This window comes from Marinobacter sp. M3C, assembly GCF_023311895.1.
GTDB lineage: Bacteria > Pseudomonadota > Gammaproteobacteria > Pseudomonadales > Oleiphilaceae > Marinobacter.
The window spans coordinates 2,223,912-2,240,775 of sequence record NZ_CP092284.1 but is presented as its reverse complement, the minus strand read 5'-3'; the positions used below and the strand labels follow the sequence as shown (position 1 = coordinate 2,240,775).

Here is a 16,864-nt window from a genome sequence, read left to right as displayed (position 1 = left end):
AGTCGTATGGAACTGCTTGGCTACTTTCTCGATGCATTGACGCCGTTTAATCTCATGCTCGCACTAATTGGTGTGATTCTCGGCACGGTCATTGGGGCGCTACCGGGGCTCTCGGCCACGATGGCGGTAGCCGTGCTGGTTCCGTTCACATTTACCATGGACCCCGCCTCCGGTTTGATCGCGCTTGGCGCGATTTATACCGGGGCAATCTACGGCGGGGCCTTCGCGGCTATTCTTGTTAATACGCCCGGAACTCCCTCGGCTATTGCGACGACATTTGATGGCTATCCTATGGCCCGTAAGGGTGATGGAGGGCTGGCGATAACATTGGCGAACCTGGCATCTGTCTTCGGTGGTCTGGTCGGCGCAATCGCGCTATTGCTACTTGCGCCGCCGCTGGCAAAGGTCGCATTGGTTTTCGGCCCGCCCGAATATTTCTGGCTGGCTGTTTTCGGGCTTACTCTGATTTCCGCGCTCTCTGTCGGCAACACACTCAAAGGGCTCATAGGGGCCTGTCTCGGGCTGATGTTGTCGATGGTGGGTGTTGCCGTCGTCGGTGGCGATGTGCGCTATACCTTCGACGTTCAAGCGTTTCTGGGCGGGATCGACATCACCTCGGCACTGATTGGTCTCTATTGCGTACCGGTTATCCTCGACCTGGTTTCAACTCGTGCCGCTCACCTGAAAGTCAACGCCGACGTCGCTAAAGGCGGCCTGCGGTTGCGCGAAGCGATGGGTATCGCCTGGCGTTCAAAATTCAACGTTGTCCGGTCGTCAGTTATCGGCACGGTCGTTGGCATCCTCCCTGGCGCCGGTGGCTCGATTGCCGGGTTGGTGTCCTATACCGAGGCGAGGCGTTCATCCAAAAACAGCGCGAATTTCGGCAAGGGTGAGCCGGATGGCGTGATTGCCACCGAGGCGGCGAACAATGCCACCGTGGGTGGCGGCTTTATCCCGACGCTGGTTCTGGGTATTCCTGGCACACCGCCGGATGCCATTATCCTGGGTGCCTTATTAGTTCAGGGCATCAAGATCGGGCCGAGGCTTTTCAATGACGAAGCCCAGGTTGTGTATACCTTCATCTTCGGGCTGTTGATCGCCACCGTATTGATGTTGCCCACAGGGTTGCTGATTGGGCGGTATGCGTACAAATCAGTGGTGTCGTTTCCGAAATCGCTGCTGGTACCCACCGTTGCTTTCATGACGGTCGTGGGTTCTTTCGCCATTCATTCCAACATCCAGGATACCCAAATGATGTTTGGTCTTGGTGTGATGGCTTGGGTGCTCAACCGCTACGGGTTCGCCCCGTCTCCGATCGTTCTTGGGCTGGTGTTGGGTCAGATCGCCGAACAGGGCTTCGTGCAGAGTTACCTGATTGGCAATGCCACCGGTAATATCAGCGGCATGTTCTTCGGTCGGCCAATCAGTATAGGCATTATCTTTGCTGCCATCCTGACACTGGGCTATCCGTTCTTTACCGAATGGCGTGCCCGCAAACGCGAGGTGCAGCCTTTGACCGAGCGAGCGATGGATGCGGAGGCACACCCGGCGAATCTCCAGCCGAAGTCAGCCACCCCAGACGCACCCAGAGGCCCCGATGCGGGCACGATCCTGCTTGCCGTCGTGTTTGCTGCGCTCGGTATCATGTCCTACGTGGCTACCGACGCCATGTCACCCATGGGCGCCGTATTTCCCGCCACCATCTCAGTTTTGCTGGTGGTGTTCTCCATCGGCCTGGTTATTTTCGCACTCCTGCGAAAGGGGAGCCCGTCGGATAATGGCGACCCTGCAGCATCGACCACGCGCCGGATACTGCTCACCATTATTTTCGGTTTGTGGGTATTCCTCATTCCTGTGCTTGGATTTTTTGTCGCGGGGCTGGCTGCATTCGGCTCGATGATGGTGCTTGCCGAACACGAGCGTCGCCCGGCAAAGACTTGGTTGATACGCGCGATCACCGCCGTTGCGGTGGTGGCTGGCTTCTGGTGGATGATGGCTGACGTGCTGTTGTTACGGATGCCGATGGGACTATTTTTCTAAGGAAACTGATGATGAAAACTTACAAGATTGCGGCCATCCCGGGTGATGGTATCGGTATTGAAGTGATTGATGCTGGCCTGCGTGCACTAACAGCGCTGGCCGAAAGCGATGGCGGATTCAAGCTGGATGTGACGAACTTCGACTGGGGTAGCGATCGCTACAAACGGGAAGGCACGTTCATGCCCGCAGACGGTGCTGACCAACTCAAGGCCTTTGATGCCATTCTGTTTGGCGCGGTGGGCGCGCCGGACGTGCCCGATCACCTCACACTATGGGGGCTGAGGCTGGCAATCTGCCAGCCGCTCGATCAGTACGCCAACGTTCGGCCTACGCGGATACTGCCTGGCATAAAGAGCCCACTTGAAGGCGTGGGCCCCGGCGATCTGGACTGGGTCATTGTCCGCGAGAACTCTGAAGGTGAATACGCCGGCCAGGGCGGGCGCAGTCATCGAGGGCAATCCCATGAGACGGCTACCGAGGTGTCAATATTCACAAGAGTTGGGGTCGAGCGAATCATGCGCTATGCCTTCAAACTGGCTCAGTCCCGGCCGCGCAAGTTGCTGACGGTCGTCACTAAATCCAACGCGCAGCGCTACGGCATGGTGCTTTGGGATGAAGTGGCCGCGGAAGTCGCCGGCGACTATCCGGACGTGAAATGGGACAAGATGCTGGTAGATGCCATGACAGTGCGGATGACGATGAAGCCGAAATCCATCGACACGGTGGTCGCCACCAACTTGCATGCTGACATTCTTTCGGATTTGGCTGCGGCGTTGGCGGGCTCGATTGGTATTGCCCCAACCGCGAACTTCAATCCTGAAGGCGCGACGCCGTCCATGTTCGAACCCATTCATGGGTCTGCCTTCGACATTACCGGGCAGGGCATCGCCAATCCGGTGGGCACTTTTTGGAGCGCATCAATGATGCTCGATCATCTGGGTGAGACTGCCGCGGCCAGGCGCATGATGAATGCTGTTGAAATGGTGACGGCCGATCGGGACCTGCATACACCCGACCTGGGTGGCAGCGCCACAACCGATCAGATAACCGAGGCGGTGATTGCCGCGATCCGCAACAACTAAGGAGACTAAGATGTCAGGCAGTACGATGAAAATTGCGGTGATTCCCGGCGACGGAATCGGCAAAGAAGTCATGCCCGAAGGAGTGCGGGTGCTGAAAGCCGCCGCCTTGAAATACGGATTTGACATGGTGTTTACCGACTTCGAATTCTCATCCTGTGAATACTACCAAACCCACGGCAAGATGCTTCCGGATGACTGGAAGGATCAGATTGCAGGGCACGATGCGATTTTTTTTGGCGCGGTAGGGTGGCCCGATACGGTACCGGACCACGTTTCGCTGTGGGGTTCGTTGATCCAGTTCCGGCGTGAATTTGACCAATACGTGAGTTTGCGCCCTGCGCGTCTCATGCCCGGGGTGCCATCGCCACTGGCTGGCCGCAAACCCGGCGACATCGACATGATGATCGTGCGCGAGAATACCGAGGGAGAATATTCTTCAATAGGCGGCAAAATGTTTCCCGGTACTGATCGCGAAATCGTGATGCAGGAAACGGTGATGACCCGTACGGGTGTAGACCGGATTCTGCGATATGCGTTCGACCTTGCAGAACGGCGCAGCGGTCGGTTGACGTCAGCCACCAAATCGAACGGAATATCCATCACGATGCCCTATTGGGACGAGCGAGTGGCCGAAATGGCAAAGGCCTATCCCGCTGTCAGTGTTGATAAATACCACATCGATATTCTTACGGCGTTATTTGTTTTGCACCCCGATCGCTTCGATGTTGTGGTCGCCTCGAACCTGTTCGGTGACATTCTGTCGGATCTTGGCCCTGCTTGCACCGGTACGATTGGCATCGCACCCTCTGGAAACATCAACCCCGAGCGCAAGTTCCCGTCCTTGTTCGAACCGGTCCACGGATCAGCACCGGACATTGCCGGGCAAGGAATCGCCAATCCGGTCGGGCAGATCTGGGCAGGGGCGATGATGCTAGACCACCTTGGTCATCCCGAGGCTGCAGCTGACATCGTCCGTGCGATTGAGAAAGTACTGGCCGAGCCGGGAATGCGTACTCGCGATTTGGGTGGCACCGCCGGGACGACAGACTGCGGTAAGTCAATTGCTAACGCGCTGAACTGAGGAAGAAAGCGATGCGGATTACTGATATACGCGAAAAGACGGTCTCAATTGCCTCACCAATGGCCAATGCTTATATCGACTTCTCCAAGATGACCTGTTCCGTTGTAGCGGTCGTCACGGATGTGGTTCGGGACGGTAAGCCGGTCATCGGATACGGGTTTAATTCTAATGGTCGCTATGGTCAGGGGGCACTGATGCGAGACCGCTTCATTGCTCGTGTGCTGGAGGCGGATCCCGCGACTCTGGTTGACGAGGCCAACGACAACCTCGACCCTTTCGCCATCTGGCAAGCGCTCATGACGAATGAAAAACCAGGCGGGCATGGCGAACGTTCCGTCGCGGTGGGCACCATCGACATGGCGGTCTGGGACGCGGTTGCCAAGATTGCAGGGGTACCGCTCTATAAACTGTTGGCGGATCGGTATCGCGGCGGTGTGCACGATGAGAAAGTATGGGTGTATGCAGCGGGTGGCTATTATTATCCTGGCAAAGACCACGCTAAACTCCAGGACGAGGTACGTAGTTATCTGGATCGTGGCTACAACGTCGTCAAGATGAAAATCGGCGGTGCCTCGCTGCAGGAGGATCTTGCCAGGATCGAGGCCGTGATCGACGTGGTCGGTGATGGCAGCAGGTTAGCGGTTGATGCCAATGGGCGCTTCGATCTCGAGACTTCCATCGCTTATGCAGAGGCACTGAGGCCCTACAAGCTATTCTGGTATGAAGAAGCGGGCGATCCACTCGACTACGCACTGCAGGCCGAACTGGCAGCGCATTACGACCTTCCAATGGCCACCGGCGAAAATCTGTTCTCCCACCAGGATGCGCGCAATCTATTACGTTACGGCGGAATGAGGCCAGACAGAGACTGGCTGCAATTCGATTGCGCCTTGTCGTACGGGCTTGTGGAATACCTGCGTACGCTGGACGTTATGAAATCCATGGGCTGGTCATCACGCAGGGTGGTGCCGCATGGTGGTCATCAGATGTCGCTGAATATCGCCGCCGGGTTACACTTGGGCGGCAATGAGAGCTACCCTGATGTGTTCCAGCCTTTTGGTGGTTTTGCGGATGGAATTGACGTGATCGATGGTTACGTTGGGCTGCCGGATATCCCCGGTGTGGGCTACGAGGCAAAGTCGTCGCTCTATGAGCTGATGAAAACGCTCACCGACTGATCGGACATTGTTCGCCGTTTGCCGACGATCTTTTATTGTAGCAGGCGCAGATTCTGATGGCGCTCGCACTTTAGCGATCGTGAGCAGATTCAGGGCAAAGCAGCCCCAAAAGTTGTGGCTGCTTCTCCAGGTATTATGGCGACTCAGTTCGTTCGGAACAGCTGTGTTTCGCGATCTTTGAAGGCCTTGAACTCCAGGGCATTGCCGGAAGGATCGTAGAAAAACATGGTGGCCTGCTCACCCGGCTCACCTTTGAACCGTATGTAAGGTTCAATTTCGAAAGCGACCCCATGGTCGCGAAGTTTCGCGGCCAGCTTATTCCATGCATCCATTTCCAGCACCACTCCAAAATGTGGAACTGGAACACCGTGACCGTCTACCGGATTTTTGTGGTTGTCTGCGGGTCTCTCTTTCAACGCAGAATTGAGATGGCAGACAAACTGATGACCATACAGGTTGAAGTCGACCCAGCTGTCGGAGGATCGGCCTTCAGGGCAGCTCAGAAACTCGCCATAGAACTGTCGAGCTTCATCGATATCGCGAACCTGAATGGCGAGATGAAATGGATCTTGTACGGCCATAATGCGTGCCTCTTTAAATAGTTATGAAACGAACAACTGAACCCGGCAGCACCGGCTTCTACGATGCAACCTGAGTTGTGAATTCGAAAGCACCGTCCAGGCTAAAATGCAGCGTCGCACCACGGGGCAGAATACCAACGCCGGCCGGCGTCCCGGTCAGAATAACGTCGCCTGGCTCCAGCGTGAAGTGGCGGCTCATTTCTACCAGCAGCTGCGGTACCGAAAACAGCATGTCTGAAGCTTTACCGATCTGGCGCAGTTCTTCGTTGATCGACAGGCTAAAACTCAATGAGTCCCAGTTTGGTACGTCTCTCACTTTTACAAAGGAAGAGAGAGGGCAGGCCCCATCAAAACCTTTGGCAATCTCCCACGGATGCCCTTTTCCTTTTAGCTTTGCCTGAACATCGCGCAGGGTCAGATCAAGCGCCAGTCCAAGCCCGACCACAGCACCCTCCGCCTGCTCTGTTGTAGCATTACTCAGCGGCTCACCAATCAACAGTGCAAGTTCCGTTTCATAGTGCACTTCACCGCGAATAGCCGGCGCGGTAATCGTATCTTCCAGGCGCACAGCGGCTGTTGCTGGTTTGATGAACAGAATGGGTTCAGTGGGCACCGGATTGTTTAGCTCTTTGGCATGCTCAGCGTAGTTTCGTCCGACGCAAACAATTTTGCCGAGCGACTGTCCAAAGTGTGAGTTATCGAGAAAGCGAGGGGTAAAAGTCATAGCGATAAAATACCGATTCAAGTGGAACGATGCACCAGACGTCTCTGTAATATGAGAACAAGGCGAGCACACTTCCGTGCTTAAGGATTGTCAGGGTAGATGCGTCAGCTTCTTAACCAGCTGGCTGGCTATCAGTTAAACCGTTTTCGATACAAATCAATGTAAATCTTTTTTGAGGGCAGAATGTGATCGCGACAAAGTGCGCAAAGCCTGGGGCGATCCTGCTGCTTGATAGCATCGATCATCGCCTGGTGATCGTCTCTGGCCCGCATGCGACTTTTGGTGTCCGTAATGGCGATAAAGCGAATGCCATGAGCCTTTTGGGCGAATTCGTTAATAGTCTCGGACAGTAAAGCGTTCCCGGTAAGGGAAAACAAGGCGTGGTGAAAGGCAATATTTAAACGAAATACACCACGCAGATCCTGATGTTCGACCGCGTCAGTGTAGCGGCGGTGTATGTCCTCAAGTTCTTCGATCATTTTGGGCGGAGCCGGCAACGGAATGGCTGATGCGCCTGCCAGTTCGAGAATTTCACGCATGGCGTACAGATCCTCGACTTCTTTGGGGGAATAGGCTCTGACGAACGCCCCCCGGTTTTTGATGCGCTCTATCAGGCCGATACCTTCGAGCTGGAACAATGCTTGACGGACAATGTGGCGTTTGCAGTCAAAACGCTCGGTCAGATCTTCCTCGACCAATCGTTCTTTGGGATGAAGGCGCCCCAATACAATGTCTTCTTCTACAGCAGCGACGATGTCATCAACACCGAGCGGTAATTTTTGTAGTTCATGTTCGTGTGTCTGCAGTGCTGTCATGGCTACGTATCCGCTCAGCGTTCTGGTGACTATTGACGCTATGGTTGGAAATTGGCGTAAAAATTTACAGATCTGACGCTTGTGAGTGTAACAATTTTTGCCAATATCATGCATCCCGACTCATCGTGGGACTTTGGACGTTTGAGGTGGGCGGCTGAAACGGAAATCACACCCTTCTTCGGCTTGCAGTATCTGCTCCAGAAACATCTTTCTGTAACCAAGTACGTTCTCTTCAGGCGTTTCACAGGGTGTTTCCTGGCGGCGCTTGTCGAGTTCTTGATCACTAACCTTTAAAGCGATAACCCGGTTTTCGACATCCAGCTCAATCAGGTCGCCATCACGGACCAACGCAAGAGGCCCGTTGTGGGCAGCTTCTGGTGAAACATGCAGCACGATAGTGCCAGAGGCGGTGCCACTCATGCGGCCATCAGATATACGCACCATGTCCTTGACTCCCTGTGTTGCGAGCTTCTTCGGGATTGGAATCAGTCCCGCTTCAGGCATGCCCGGTGCGCCCTTGGGGCCTATGTTCTGCAACACCAGAACGTCATTGGCATGAACGTCAAGATCCGGATCGTCAATCCGGTTGACCAAGTCCTCCATCGATGTAAACACCACAGCGCGCCCGGTGTGTTTCATCAGCCGAACTGAAGCCGCTGACTGCTTGATGATAGCGCCATTGGGTGCCAGGTTGCCTTTCAGCACCGCTATGCCGCCCTGACCAAAGATCGGATTTTCACGCGGGCGGACAACGTTCTGATTCAAAATGACAGGCACCGAATCGATATTTTCACCCAGAGTGCGCTTGTTGATGGTTATGACATCAGTATGCAGCAGCGGGCGGATTTCACGCAGCAGTGCGGCCAAGCCCCCTGCATGGTGAAGATCTTCCATGTAATAGTCACCAGACGGCTTGAGATCAATCAACACCGGTGTCTCACGACTCATCCGGTCAAACGCCGCGAGATCGATGTCGATTCCTAAACGACCCGCTATTGCGGTCAGATGAATCAGGGCATTGGTCGAGCCGCCCAGTGCGAGCAGGACCCGCAAGGCATTCTCGAAGGCCGCCTGGGTCATGATGGTTTCTGGCGTTATCTTCTCCAGAGCGATGCGAACCGCTTCGGTGCCGGTTTGTTCGGCAAATCTCAGGCGGTCAGCAAACACGGCTGGCGCAGTAGCACTGCCAGGCAACATCATGCCGAGCGCTTCTGCCAGACAGGCCATGGTGCTGGCGGTGCCCATTACAGAGCAGGTGCCTACGGTGGGCACAAGCTTGTCGTTCACTTCGGCAATTTCCTGGTCGTCAATTTCCTGACCCCGATACGAGGCCCAGAAACGCCGACAATCGGTACAGGCGCCTACGCGTGTGCCACGGTGTGAGCCGGCCAGCATCGGGCCGGTGACCAACTGAATGGCCGGGGTGCCAGCACTGGCTGCAGCCATAAGCTGGGCAGGTACTGTCTTGTCACAGCCCCCTATCAGTACGACTGCATCCATAGGCTGAGCCCGAATCATCTCTTCGGTATCCATGGCCATGAGATTGCGCAGATACATGCTTGTAGGATGCGAGAAGGACTCGTGAAGCGAGATGGTCGGGAACTCGATTGGTAAGCCACCGGCAAGCATGACGCCGCGCTTCACACTTTCTATCAGTCCGGGAACATTGCCATGGCAGGCGTTGTAGCCACTGTAGGTATTGGCAATGCCAATGATCGGTCGCGACAGTGCGTCGTCGCTATACCCCATACCCTTGATAAAGGCCTTGCGCAGAAAAAGGGAAAACCCCTCATCACCATAATTCGTCAAACGGGTGGACATGCCTTGTTTGGAACCGTCGCGGCTCATGAGATTCTCCTGACTGAGCGCCCTGTTGGAGCGCCTAGTAATTGCTTGTTGTTTGTAGTTTCAGGCCGCAGTATGACTGTTAACAATATTATTGACAATCTTGTTGGAAAAGAAATACTCTCCATGGGTACACAACAAATACAACAATGAAGAAGGGTATCAAGATGAAACTTCTCAGCGCATCTATCCTGGCTTTGGCAGTTGCCACCGCCCCAATTGCCGCTAATGCCGAGTATTCCGCAGGCGATGAAATTACAGTCTTGCAGGGCTTTAAAGCGGGCGGGGGTAGTGACGCTCTTGCCCAGCTGACCCAACCCTTTCTGACCAAGTTGCTCGGTGTCGACATGGTCAACCAGTATATTCCCGGCGCAACCGGTGCTATTGCCTGGACACGCCTGGCGAAGCAATCAAAGCAAGATGGCGGCACGATCAGCATCACCAATACCCCTATGCTGATGACCAACTACATCATGAACGACGCGATTACCTATTCGATCGATGAGCTCACGCCGATAGCCAATGTCGTCACTGACCCAGGTATTATCGTCGTGCCCGGCGACAGCCCTTTCAAAACCGTTGAAGATTTGTTCGCGGCTGCCAAGAAAAGCCCTGGCAGGGTAACCGTCGGCAACTCCGGTGTTGGAGGTGATGATTTCTTTTCCGCCATCCTTGTTGAACAGGCTGCTGATGTGAAATTTCAGAGTGTGCCGTTCCAGGGCGATGGTCCCTCCGCTACCGCAGCTATGGGTGGCAAGATCGACGCCAGTTTCAATAATTTAGGCAACGTTTATGGCCACATTGTGGCCGGAAACTTGAGAGCTCTTGCGATATTCACCAAAGAACGTGTCGACTTTTTGCCTGACGTACCGACGCTCGTGGAAAAAGACATCAACGTGGTAGCTGGTTCCTCGCGCGGCTACAGCGCGCCTGCTGGTATCCCTGAAAAAGCCCGCGAACAACTGATAGCTGCATTTGAATCTCTCAAAGAGAACGAAGAGTTCAAGGCCATCGCAAAGGAGCGGGCGCTTGTTCTCGATATCGTCACTGGTGATGACTATCTTCAGATGATGAAAAGCATGGAAACTGATTACAAGAAAATCTGGAAAGAGATCAAAAGCGACACTGCCAAATAGGACTGATATCCAGCTCTTTCTCAGAAATTGAACGAGGTAACGTAATGAACACGAGCCGTTTGGTTTTGGGGATTTTTGGCGTAGGCATCGCGGTGGTTTTTGCTATCGACTCCACGGGATATCCTGATCAGGCGGCTCAGATGCCTCTTATATACTCGATGGCGGTAGCGTTGCTGTCATTGGGTATCGTGGTTCAGGAGCTGGTCAGTTTACGCCGCCATCGTACTGTGGCTGTAGAGTCCAGTGACGCCCATTTAAATGATGATGCCAATGATGACAAAAGCGATGCACCCAGTCGCTACTGGGCCGTCTTCATCACATTTGTGCTGGCCATCATCTATGCAGTAATCATCAATTCCGCTGGCTATTTACTCTCTACGGTAGCTTTTATGCTGGCTGCGCTGTGGGTAACCCGTACGGTTTCGATCGTATTTTCGCTCATAGGTATCGCCGCGGTGGTGGCCGTCATCTGCATCGTTTTTATTGCCTTTCTTGGGCTCCCCATACCTCTTCTCCCGACGTTTTTCTGACAACTACTTTTGATGCCTGAATGGGGTTGATTGATCATGGATACTTCTCTGATCCTTGTGGGACTGGTTAATGTCATCACATTTACGAATATCTCGCTGATTCTTGGCGGGACATTACTGGGCCTTTTCGTTGGGGCTATGCCTGGCCTGTCTGCAACCATGGCATTGGCATTGTTGCTACCGCTCACTTACAACATGGACCCGGCGTCGGGCCTTAGCATGCTTGCGGCGCTCTACGTTGGTGCATCCTATGGTGGCTCGATCTCGGCTATTTTGCTGCGAACTCCGGGCACCCCGTCAGCAGCCGCGACAGTGCTGGATGGCTATCCGCTGTCGCAGCAGGGTCAAGCAGGCAGGGCGTTGGGGGTTTCGCTGTTTGCGTCCTTCGTCGGGGGCCTTATGAGCGGATTGGCGCTGTTGACGGCGGCGCCGCTGCTAGGCGTTGTCGTGCTTGAGTTCGGTCCGGTGGAAATGTTCGCAATTGCGGTGCTGGGTATCACCATCATCGGCTCGCTTGCCCAGGGTTCGATGATCACTGGGCTACTGTCTGGTGCTTTGGGTTTACTGGTGAGCACCGTGGGAATGGATTTTCTCACAGGGACACCACGCATGACCTTTGGTCAGATCAACCTGTTTTCCGGGATTGAGTTCGTCGTAGCGTTGATTGGACTGTTCTCCATTCCACAAGCGCTGAGGTTGATCGAGAAATCCAATGGGGTCGCGAAGATCGCCAGCAAAATAACCGATCGCTTGATCCCGAGTTTTCGTGAACTCAAGCAATTGATGCCCAATATTTTACGGTCCGGGTGTATCGGCATCATTGTGGGTGTGATTCCCGGAACTGGCGGCGATACAGCGAGCTGGTTTGCCTACAACGAGGCCAAACGGTTTGCCAAAGATAAGAGCCGTTTTGGCAAGGGCGACATTGCTGGGGTTGCGGCGCCGGAGTCCGCCAATAACGCGGTAGTCGGCGGCGCGCTGATTCCCACTATTGCGCTGGGTATTCCCGGTAGTTCTTCCACGGCTATTCTGCTCGGGGCATTGATGGTGCAGGGCATTCTGCCGGGCCCCAATCTGCTGACCGACTACGGTGATGTGACCTATACACTGATCTGGGCGGTCATCTTCGCCAATGTTGGCTTGTTACTGGTTGGATTGATGTTCACCAAGGCATGCGTCAGCGTGACCAAAGTACCTGATGCATTCGTCGCTTGTACCATCATCACGCTGTGCATTATTGGCTCCTTCGCCATCAACAACAGCATCTTTGATGTTGGTCTGATGCTCGGTTTTGGACTCTTCGGTTACTGGCTTAGTAAAGCCGGCGTTTCGCCAGCACCGATGGTGATTGGTTTGATCCTGGGACCGGTGATGGAAAACAGTTTCCATCAGTCGATGTTGATCGGCAATCACAGCTTTGCGGTCTTCCTGGATAGCCCAATTGCCATCGTGCTTTTGTGCATCGCTGTCCTGTCGGTTTTTCAGGCTACCCCCTTGTTCGGTTGGCTCAAAACGTTACGCCGTCAGCGACCTGCAAAAAACTGAGCACCAAAAACAACTTTAAGGAGAAACGTCATGACACGTATTACTGAGATTCGGGCGATAACTGTGAATGTTCCGCTTATTAATCCAACCAGCTTCTCGAATCGCCAAGTGCTCAAACGCGATTATGCGTTGGTCGAGGTGACGGGTGACGACGGAGTGAAAGGCATTGGCTTTTGCTACGGCGGAAACAACGCAGGTGCGTTAGTCACTCAAGCCGTGAGGGATCTGTTGCGCCCGATTTTGATCGGAGAGGATACCCACAGGGTCGAAGGACTCTGGCAGGAGATGTATCAGGAGTCGCTTCTGCACGGGCGCACTGGTTCTGTCATGCGGGCAATTAGCATCATCGACATGGCTCTATGGGACCGTAATGCGCGGGCTGCCAATCTGCCACTCTATAAGTTTCTCGGTGCTACCGAAACCGACAGCGTGCCGGCCTACGCCAGCGGCGGTTACTACCTTGAGGGCAAAACGCCGGAAAAACTGGCGGATGAAATGAAAGGCTATGTGGCGAAGGGCTTCAAGGCCGTTAAAATAAAGGTCGGCCGTGAAGACCTGGCCGGAGAAGAAGCGCGTCTGGCAGCGGTTCGTGAGGCCGTGGGCTCGGATGTGTTGGTTATGCTGGATGCCAACAACGCATGGTCTGACCTGCCATCGGCGCTCCGATTTATGCGTATGGCTGAACAGTATTCACCGTACTGGATCGAGGAGCCGTTCAGCCCGGATGATATCGATAACCATCGTCGTCTTGCTGCGCGCACGCCGGTACCCGTTGCAACCGGCGAAATAGAGGCTGGGCGCTGGCGTTTCAAGGAACTGCTCGATAAAGAGGCAGCCATGATTTTGCAGACCGATGCAGCCGTGTGTGGCGGCATTACCGAGTTCCGACGCATCGCGGCGACCGCAGCCAGTTACGGTGTCGAAATCTTTCCTCATTGGTTTCACGACCTGCATATTCATCTGGTGGCATCTACGCCAAACGCCTCGATGGTGGAGTTTTTCGCCGATGACGAAGTGCTGAATTTCCGCAAACTCATCGACACCCAACTCGAATTCGTTGGTGGGCGCCTCAAGCTGCCCCAGACGCCGGGTCTGGGCTTTGGGTTCGATGAAGATGTCTTGGCACGTTATGCAATTGATTCATGGAGATGAGTATGTCCATGTCACAAGGAAACGTATGGTCACCCGTGATTACCCCTTTCGGCAGTGATCTCAGCCCGGATGTCGAGCGCCTGGTGAGTCATTGTCGCTGGTTAATATCTCAGGGGGTCGGTCTGGCGGTGTTTGGTACCAATTCGGAGGCAAATTCGCTGACCGTAGTCGAGAAGGTGGAGTTGCTGGAGGCGCTGGTGGCCGCCGGCATCCCTGCCGATCGGCTCATGCCGGGCACCGGAAGTTGCTCAATAGGTGATACGGTGACACTGTCCCGTCGTGCTGTGGAACTAGGCTGTGCTGGCGTGTTGATGCTGCCGCCCTTCTACTACAAGGGCGTCTCGGACGAAGGCCTGTTTCGCTACTATTCTGAGGTGATTGAACGCATCGACGATGCTCGATTGCGCGTTTACCTCTATCACATTCCGCCTGTTGCTCAGGTTTCAATTAGTCTGCCGCTGGTAGAACGCCTCATCAAGGCCTACCCGAGCACCGTTGTTGGCATCAAAGACAGTTCCGGTGACTGGTCGAATACTCAGGCATTAATTGATAAATTTTCTGAACAAGGCTTTCATGTCTACGCAGGGAGTGAACGTTTTTTACTCGCGACATTAAGAGCGGGCGGCGCTGGCTGCATCAGTGCTACGGCTAACGTCAATCCTGAGGCAATAGCCAGGTTGGGAAAAACGTGGCAGCAGGCTGATGCGGATGAACAACAAGCCAGTCTTAACCGTGTTCGCGCTGTGTTCGAGCAGTTCCAAATGATTCCCGCCCTTAAGGCGGCAACGGGTCATTATAGCGGCGAAAAAGATTGGCTTAGAACCCGGCCGCCTTTAGTCGAGCTTAGTGCCGATAAGAGTAGAGAACTCTTTTCTCTATTGGACGCGGAGCATTTTGCGATGCCCGATCTGCCGTCCACAGGGGTTTAATATATGAAACAGCGCGTTGTTGTAGTGCGTCGTATGGACGAAGATCACCTGGCGCGTTTACGCCAGCTGTTCCATGTGAATTATTTCGATACCCTGGGGCAGGACAATCAGCAGGACTATATCCGGGCTATGCGCAGCGCCCATGGCCTGATAGGTGGAAAACTCGTCATCAATAAAAAGATTCTGGACGAGGCGCCCCATCTGAAAGTGATTTCAACCATTTCAGTAGGCTATGACAATCTTCCGCTGGATGAACTTACGCGACGCGGAATACTGCTGTGCAATACTCCCGATGTGCTGACGGAAACAACGGCCGACACCGGATTTGCGCTGATCATGTCGACCGCTCGTCGTGTGGTGGAGTTGGCCGAGCTCGTTAAGCTGGGCAACTGGGTGGAGCATATCGACAAACCGCTGTATGGTCTTGATGTGCACAGTAAAGTGCTGGGCATTATTGGTATGGGGCGCATAGGTGCCGCCGTTGCCAGGCGTGGTGCACTCGGTTTTGGTATGCGCGTGCTTTATTCCAATTCATCGCCTAAACCAGCCCTTGAAAAAGAGCTCGGCGCCCTGAGTTGCGACATGGACGAACTCTTGGCCCAGTCGGATTTCGTTTGTATCACCGTGCCGTTGACGGCTGAAACTCATCACATGATTGGCGCCGACGCGTTTTTGAGGATGAAGTCCTCGTCGATCCTGATCAATATTGCTCGAGGTAAGGTGGTTGATGAGGCTGCTTTGATCGCTGCGCTCAACGAAGGCCAGATTGGTGGCGCTGGTCTCGATGTATTTGAAGAAGAGCCGGTGTCCGCTGACTCTCCGCTCCTGCAGATGCCGAATGTTGTTGCCTTGCCTCATATTGGCTCAGCTACTCACGAAACCCGTGCGGCGATGGCCAAACTCGCCGTTGAGAACCTGATTCTGGCGTTACAAGGTAAATCACCGAGGAATGCGGTCAATGAGCAGGTTCTGTTGGCCAAGTAACATCACAAGGAACTTTGGATGAAGGATCAGCACAGGCGATTGGCCTCAATTCTGAATTTGCATGATTTTGAAAAAGCCGCACGAGGACATCTTCCACGTCCCATCTTCGGTTACATCTCCAACGCAGCAGAAGATGGCAAGACGCTGCGCGCCAACCGGAGCGCTTTTGATAATTACTGTTTCCTACCACGTGCGCTCGTTGATGTTTCGAAGGTCTCATTGCAAACGGAGCTTTTCGGCAAGCAGTATGCCGCGCCCTTTGGTATTGCTCCCATGGGAATCAGTGCCCTTTCGGCCTATCGTGGCGACAAGGTATTGGCTGAGGGGGCGGCTAAAGCCAACATTCCTATGATCATGAGTGGCTCCTCGCTGATTCCCATGGAGGATATCAGTGGGCCAAATGGCACAGATTGGTTCCAGGCGTATCTACCCGGTGATGAGGAAGGCATCGAAGCACTGCTTGCACGGGTTGAAAAGTCGGGATTCAAGAATCTGGTGATCACGGTTGATTACCCGGTTCCGCCCAATAGTGAGAATCATGTTCGTAGCGGTTTCTCATCACCATTGCGGCCCAGTGTAAGGCTGCTTATAGACGGTTTGCTGCGGCCACGATGGTTATTTGGTACCTTTATCAGAACCCTGATCAATTTCGGCGTGCCTCATTTTGAGAACAACCATGCCACGCGTGGCATCTCGGTTATTTCAAAAAACGTCAATCGGGACTTTTCTGGTAGAAGCCACTTGAACTGGGCATCGCTTGCGCTGGTTCGCAAGCTCTGGTCCGGGAATCTGATTGTCAAAGGCATACTGCACCCTCAGGATGCCCTCAAGGCGGAAGCTGCAGGTGCCGATGGAATTATTGTCTCGAATCATGGTGGGCGTCAGCTCGACGGCGCCATTGCACCGATGAATGTATTAAGCGCAATTGTAAAAGCGGTGAGCCTGCCGGTCATGATTGACAGCGGGTTCCGGCGTGGGAGCGACGTGCTCAAGGCGCTGGGTCTGGGTGCTAAATTTGTGTTTGTCGGCCGATCCTTCAATTATGCGGCAGCTTATGCCGGCGAGGAAGGGGTTAGTCACACTGTGAAATTGCTCTCAGCAGAGATCCAGCGAAATATGGCGTTGCTGGGAATAAACAGGGTAGAGGACATGAATTCTGAGCGAATGTGTCTGAAAGACGGACAGCCTCTTATCGTTTCATCATGAGTTAGTTACGTATTTTCACAATCACTGGAGATGAAG

General features: G+C 54.1%; 15 protein-coding genes. 11 read left to right on the top strand and 4 right to left on the bottom strand.

The window, feature by feature from the left end; translation table 11 throughout:
- Window positions 1–6: 6 nt before the first annotated feature.
- Genes MIH18_RS10430 through MIH18_RS10415 form a run of 4 tightly spaced genes read left to right on the top strand, consistent with a single transcriptional unit; the run spans window position 7 to window position 5,381 of the window.
- Entirely contained in the window at window positions 7–2,040 is a 2,034-nt protein-coding gene (locus MIH18_RS10430; protein ID WP_249014502.1) for a tripartite tricarboxylate transporter permease, read from the top strand.
- A gap of 11 nt (window positions 2,041–2,051) precedes the next feature.
- Window positions 2,052–3,122 carry a tartrate dehydrogenase gene (locus tag MIH18_RS10425; RefSeq protein WP_283164892.1) on the top strand — a complete coding sequence of 357 codons (1,071 nt, stop codon included), beginning with the start codon at window positions 2,052–2,054 and terminating at the stop codon, window positions 3,120–3,122.
- A 10-nt stretch (window positions 3,123–3,132) separates the two neighbouring features.
- On the top strand, window positions 3,133–4,203 hold the full coding sequence (locus MIH18_RS10420; RefSeq protein ID WP_249014500.1) for a tartrate dehydrogenase: 1,071 nt from the start codon (window positions 3,133–3,135) through the stop codon (window positions 4,201–4,203).
- Window positions 4,204–4,214: 11 nt separating this feature from the next.
- Window positions 4,215–5,381, top strand: a complete 1,167-nt coding sequence (locus MIH18_RS10415; RefSeq protein WP_249014499.1) for a mandelate racemase/muconate lactonizing enzyme family protein — start codon at window positions 4,215–4,217, stop codon at window positions 5,379–5,381.
- Window positions 5,382–5,524: 143 nt separating this feature from the next.
- Here the strand turns inward: MIH18_RS10415 and MIH18_RS10410 are convergent, their stop codons facing one another.
- The 4 genes from MIH18_RS10410 to MIH18_RS10395 form a co-directional block, all read right to left on the bottom strand.
- Entirely contained in the window at window positions 5,525–5,962 is a 438-nt protein-coding gene (locus tag MIH18_RS10410) for a VOC family protein (protein ID WP_249007369.1), read from the bottom strand.
- Window positions 5,963–6,020: 58 nt separating this feature from the next.
- Window positions 6,021–6,686, bottom strand: coding sequence for a fumarylacetoacetate hydrolase family protein (locus tag MIH18_RS10405; protein ID WP_249007370.1), 666 nt, complete (start codon window positions 6,684–6,686; stop codon window positions 6,021–6,023).
- A gap of 131 nt (window positions 6,687–6,817) precedes the next feature.
- Window positions 6,818–7,501, bottom strand: coding sequence for a GntR family transcriptional regulator (locus MIH18_RS10400; RefSeq protein ID WP_249007371.1), 684 nt, complete (start codon window positions 7,499–7,501; stop codon window positions 6,818–6,820).
- A gap of 120 nt (window positions 7,502–7,621) precedes the next feature.
- On the bottom strand, window positions 7,622–9,349 hold the full coding sequence (locus tag MIH18_RS10395) for an IlvD/Edd family dehydratase (protein ID WP_249014498.1): 1,728 nt from the start codon (window positions 9,347–9,349) through the stop codon (window positions 7,622–7,624).
- Between the two features lie 164 nt (window positions 9,350–9,513).
- Here MIH18_RS10395 and MIH18_RS10390 point away from each other — a divergent pair, with 164 nt between their 5' ends.
- From MIH18_RS10390 to MIH18_RS10360, 7 genes are read left to right on the top strand one after another with little or no spacing between them, the layout of a single operon-like run.
- Window positions 9,514–10,482 carry a tripartite tricarboxylate transporter substrate binding protein gene (locus tag MIH18_RS10390; RefSeq protein ID WP_249014497.1) on the top strand — a complete coding sequence of 323 codons (969 nt, stop codon included), beginning with the start codon at window positions 9,514–9,516 and terminating at the stop codon, window positions 10,480–10,482.
- A gap of 44 nt (window positions 10,483–10,526) precedes the next feature.
- Complete coding sequence (locus MIH18_RS10385; protein ID WP_249014496.1) at window positions 10,527–11,012, top strand: tripartite tricarboxylate transporter TctB family protein; 486 nt, start codon at window positions 10,527–10,529, stop codon at window positions 11,010–11,012.
- Window positions 11,013–11,048: 36 nt separating this feature from the next.
- Window positions 11,049–12,557 carry a tripartite tricarboxylate transporter permease gene (locus MIH18_RS10380; RefSeq protein ID WP_249014495.1) on the top strand — a complete coding sequence of 503 codons (1,509 nt, stop codon included), beginning with the start codon at window positions 11,049–11,051 and terminating at the stop codon, window positions 12,555–12,557.
- A gap of 30 nt (window positions 12,558–12,587) precedes the next feature.
- Window positions 12,588–13,709 carry a mandelate racemase/muconate lactonizing enzyme family protein gene (locus tag MIH18_RS10375; RefSeq protein ID WP_249007376.1) on the top strand — a complete coding sequence of 374 codons (1,122 nt, stop codon included), beginning with the start codon at window positions 12,588–12,590 and terminating at the stop codon, window positions 13,707–13,709.
- Between the two features lie 2 nt (window positions 13,710–13,711).
- Window positions 13,712–14,638: a dihydrodipicolinate synthase family protein gene (locus MIH18_RS10370; RefSeq protein WP_249014494.1), complete on the top strand. Its 927-nt coding sequence runs from the start codon at window positions 13,712–13,714 to the stop codon at window positions 14,636–14,638.
- A 3-nt stretch (window positions 14,639–14,641) separates the two neighbouring features.
- Window positions 14,642–15,622, top strand: coding sequence for a D-glycerate dehydrogenase (locus MIH18_RS10365; RefSeq protein WP_249014493.1), 981 nt, complete (start codon window positions 14,642–14,644; stop codon window positions 15,620–15,622).
- Window positions 15,623–15,640: 18 nt separating this feature from the next.
- Window positions 15,641–16,828: an alpha-hydroxy acid oxidase gene (locus MIH18_RS10360; RefSeq protein ID WP_249014492.1), complete on the top strand. Its 1,188-nt coding sequence runs from the start codon at window positions 15,641–15,643 to the stop codon at window positions 16,826–16,828.
- Window positions 16,829–16,864 lie beyond the last annotated feature (36 nt).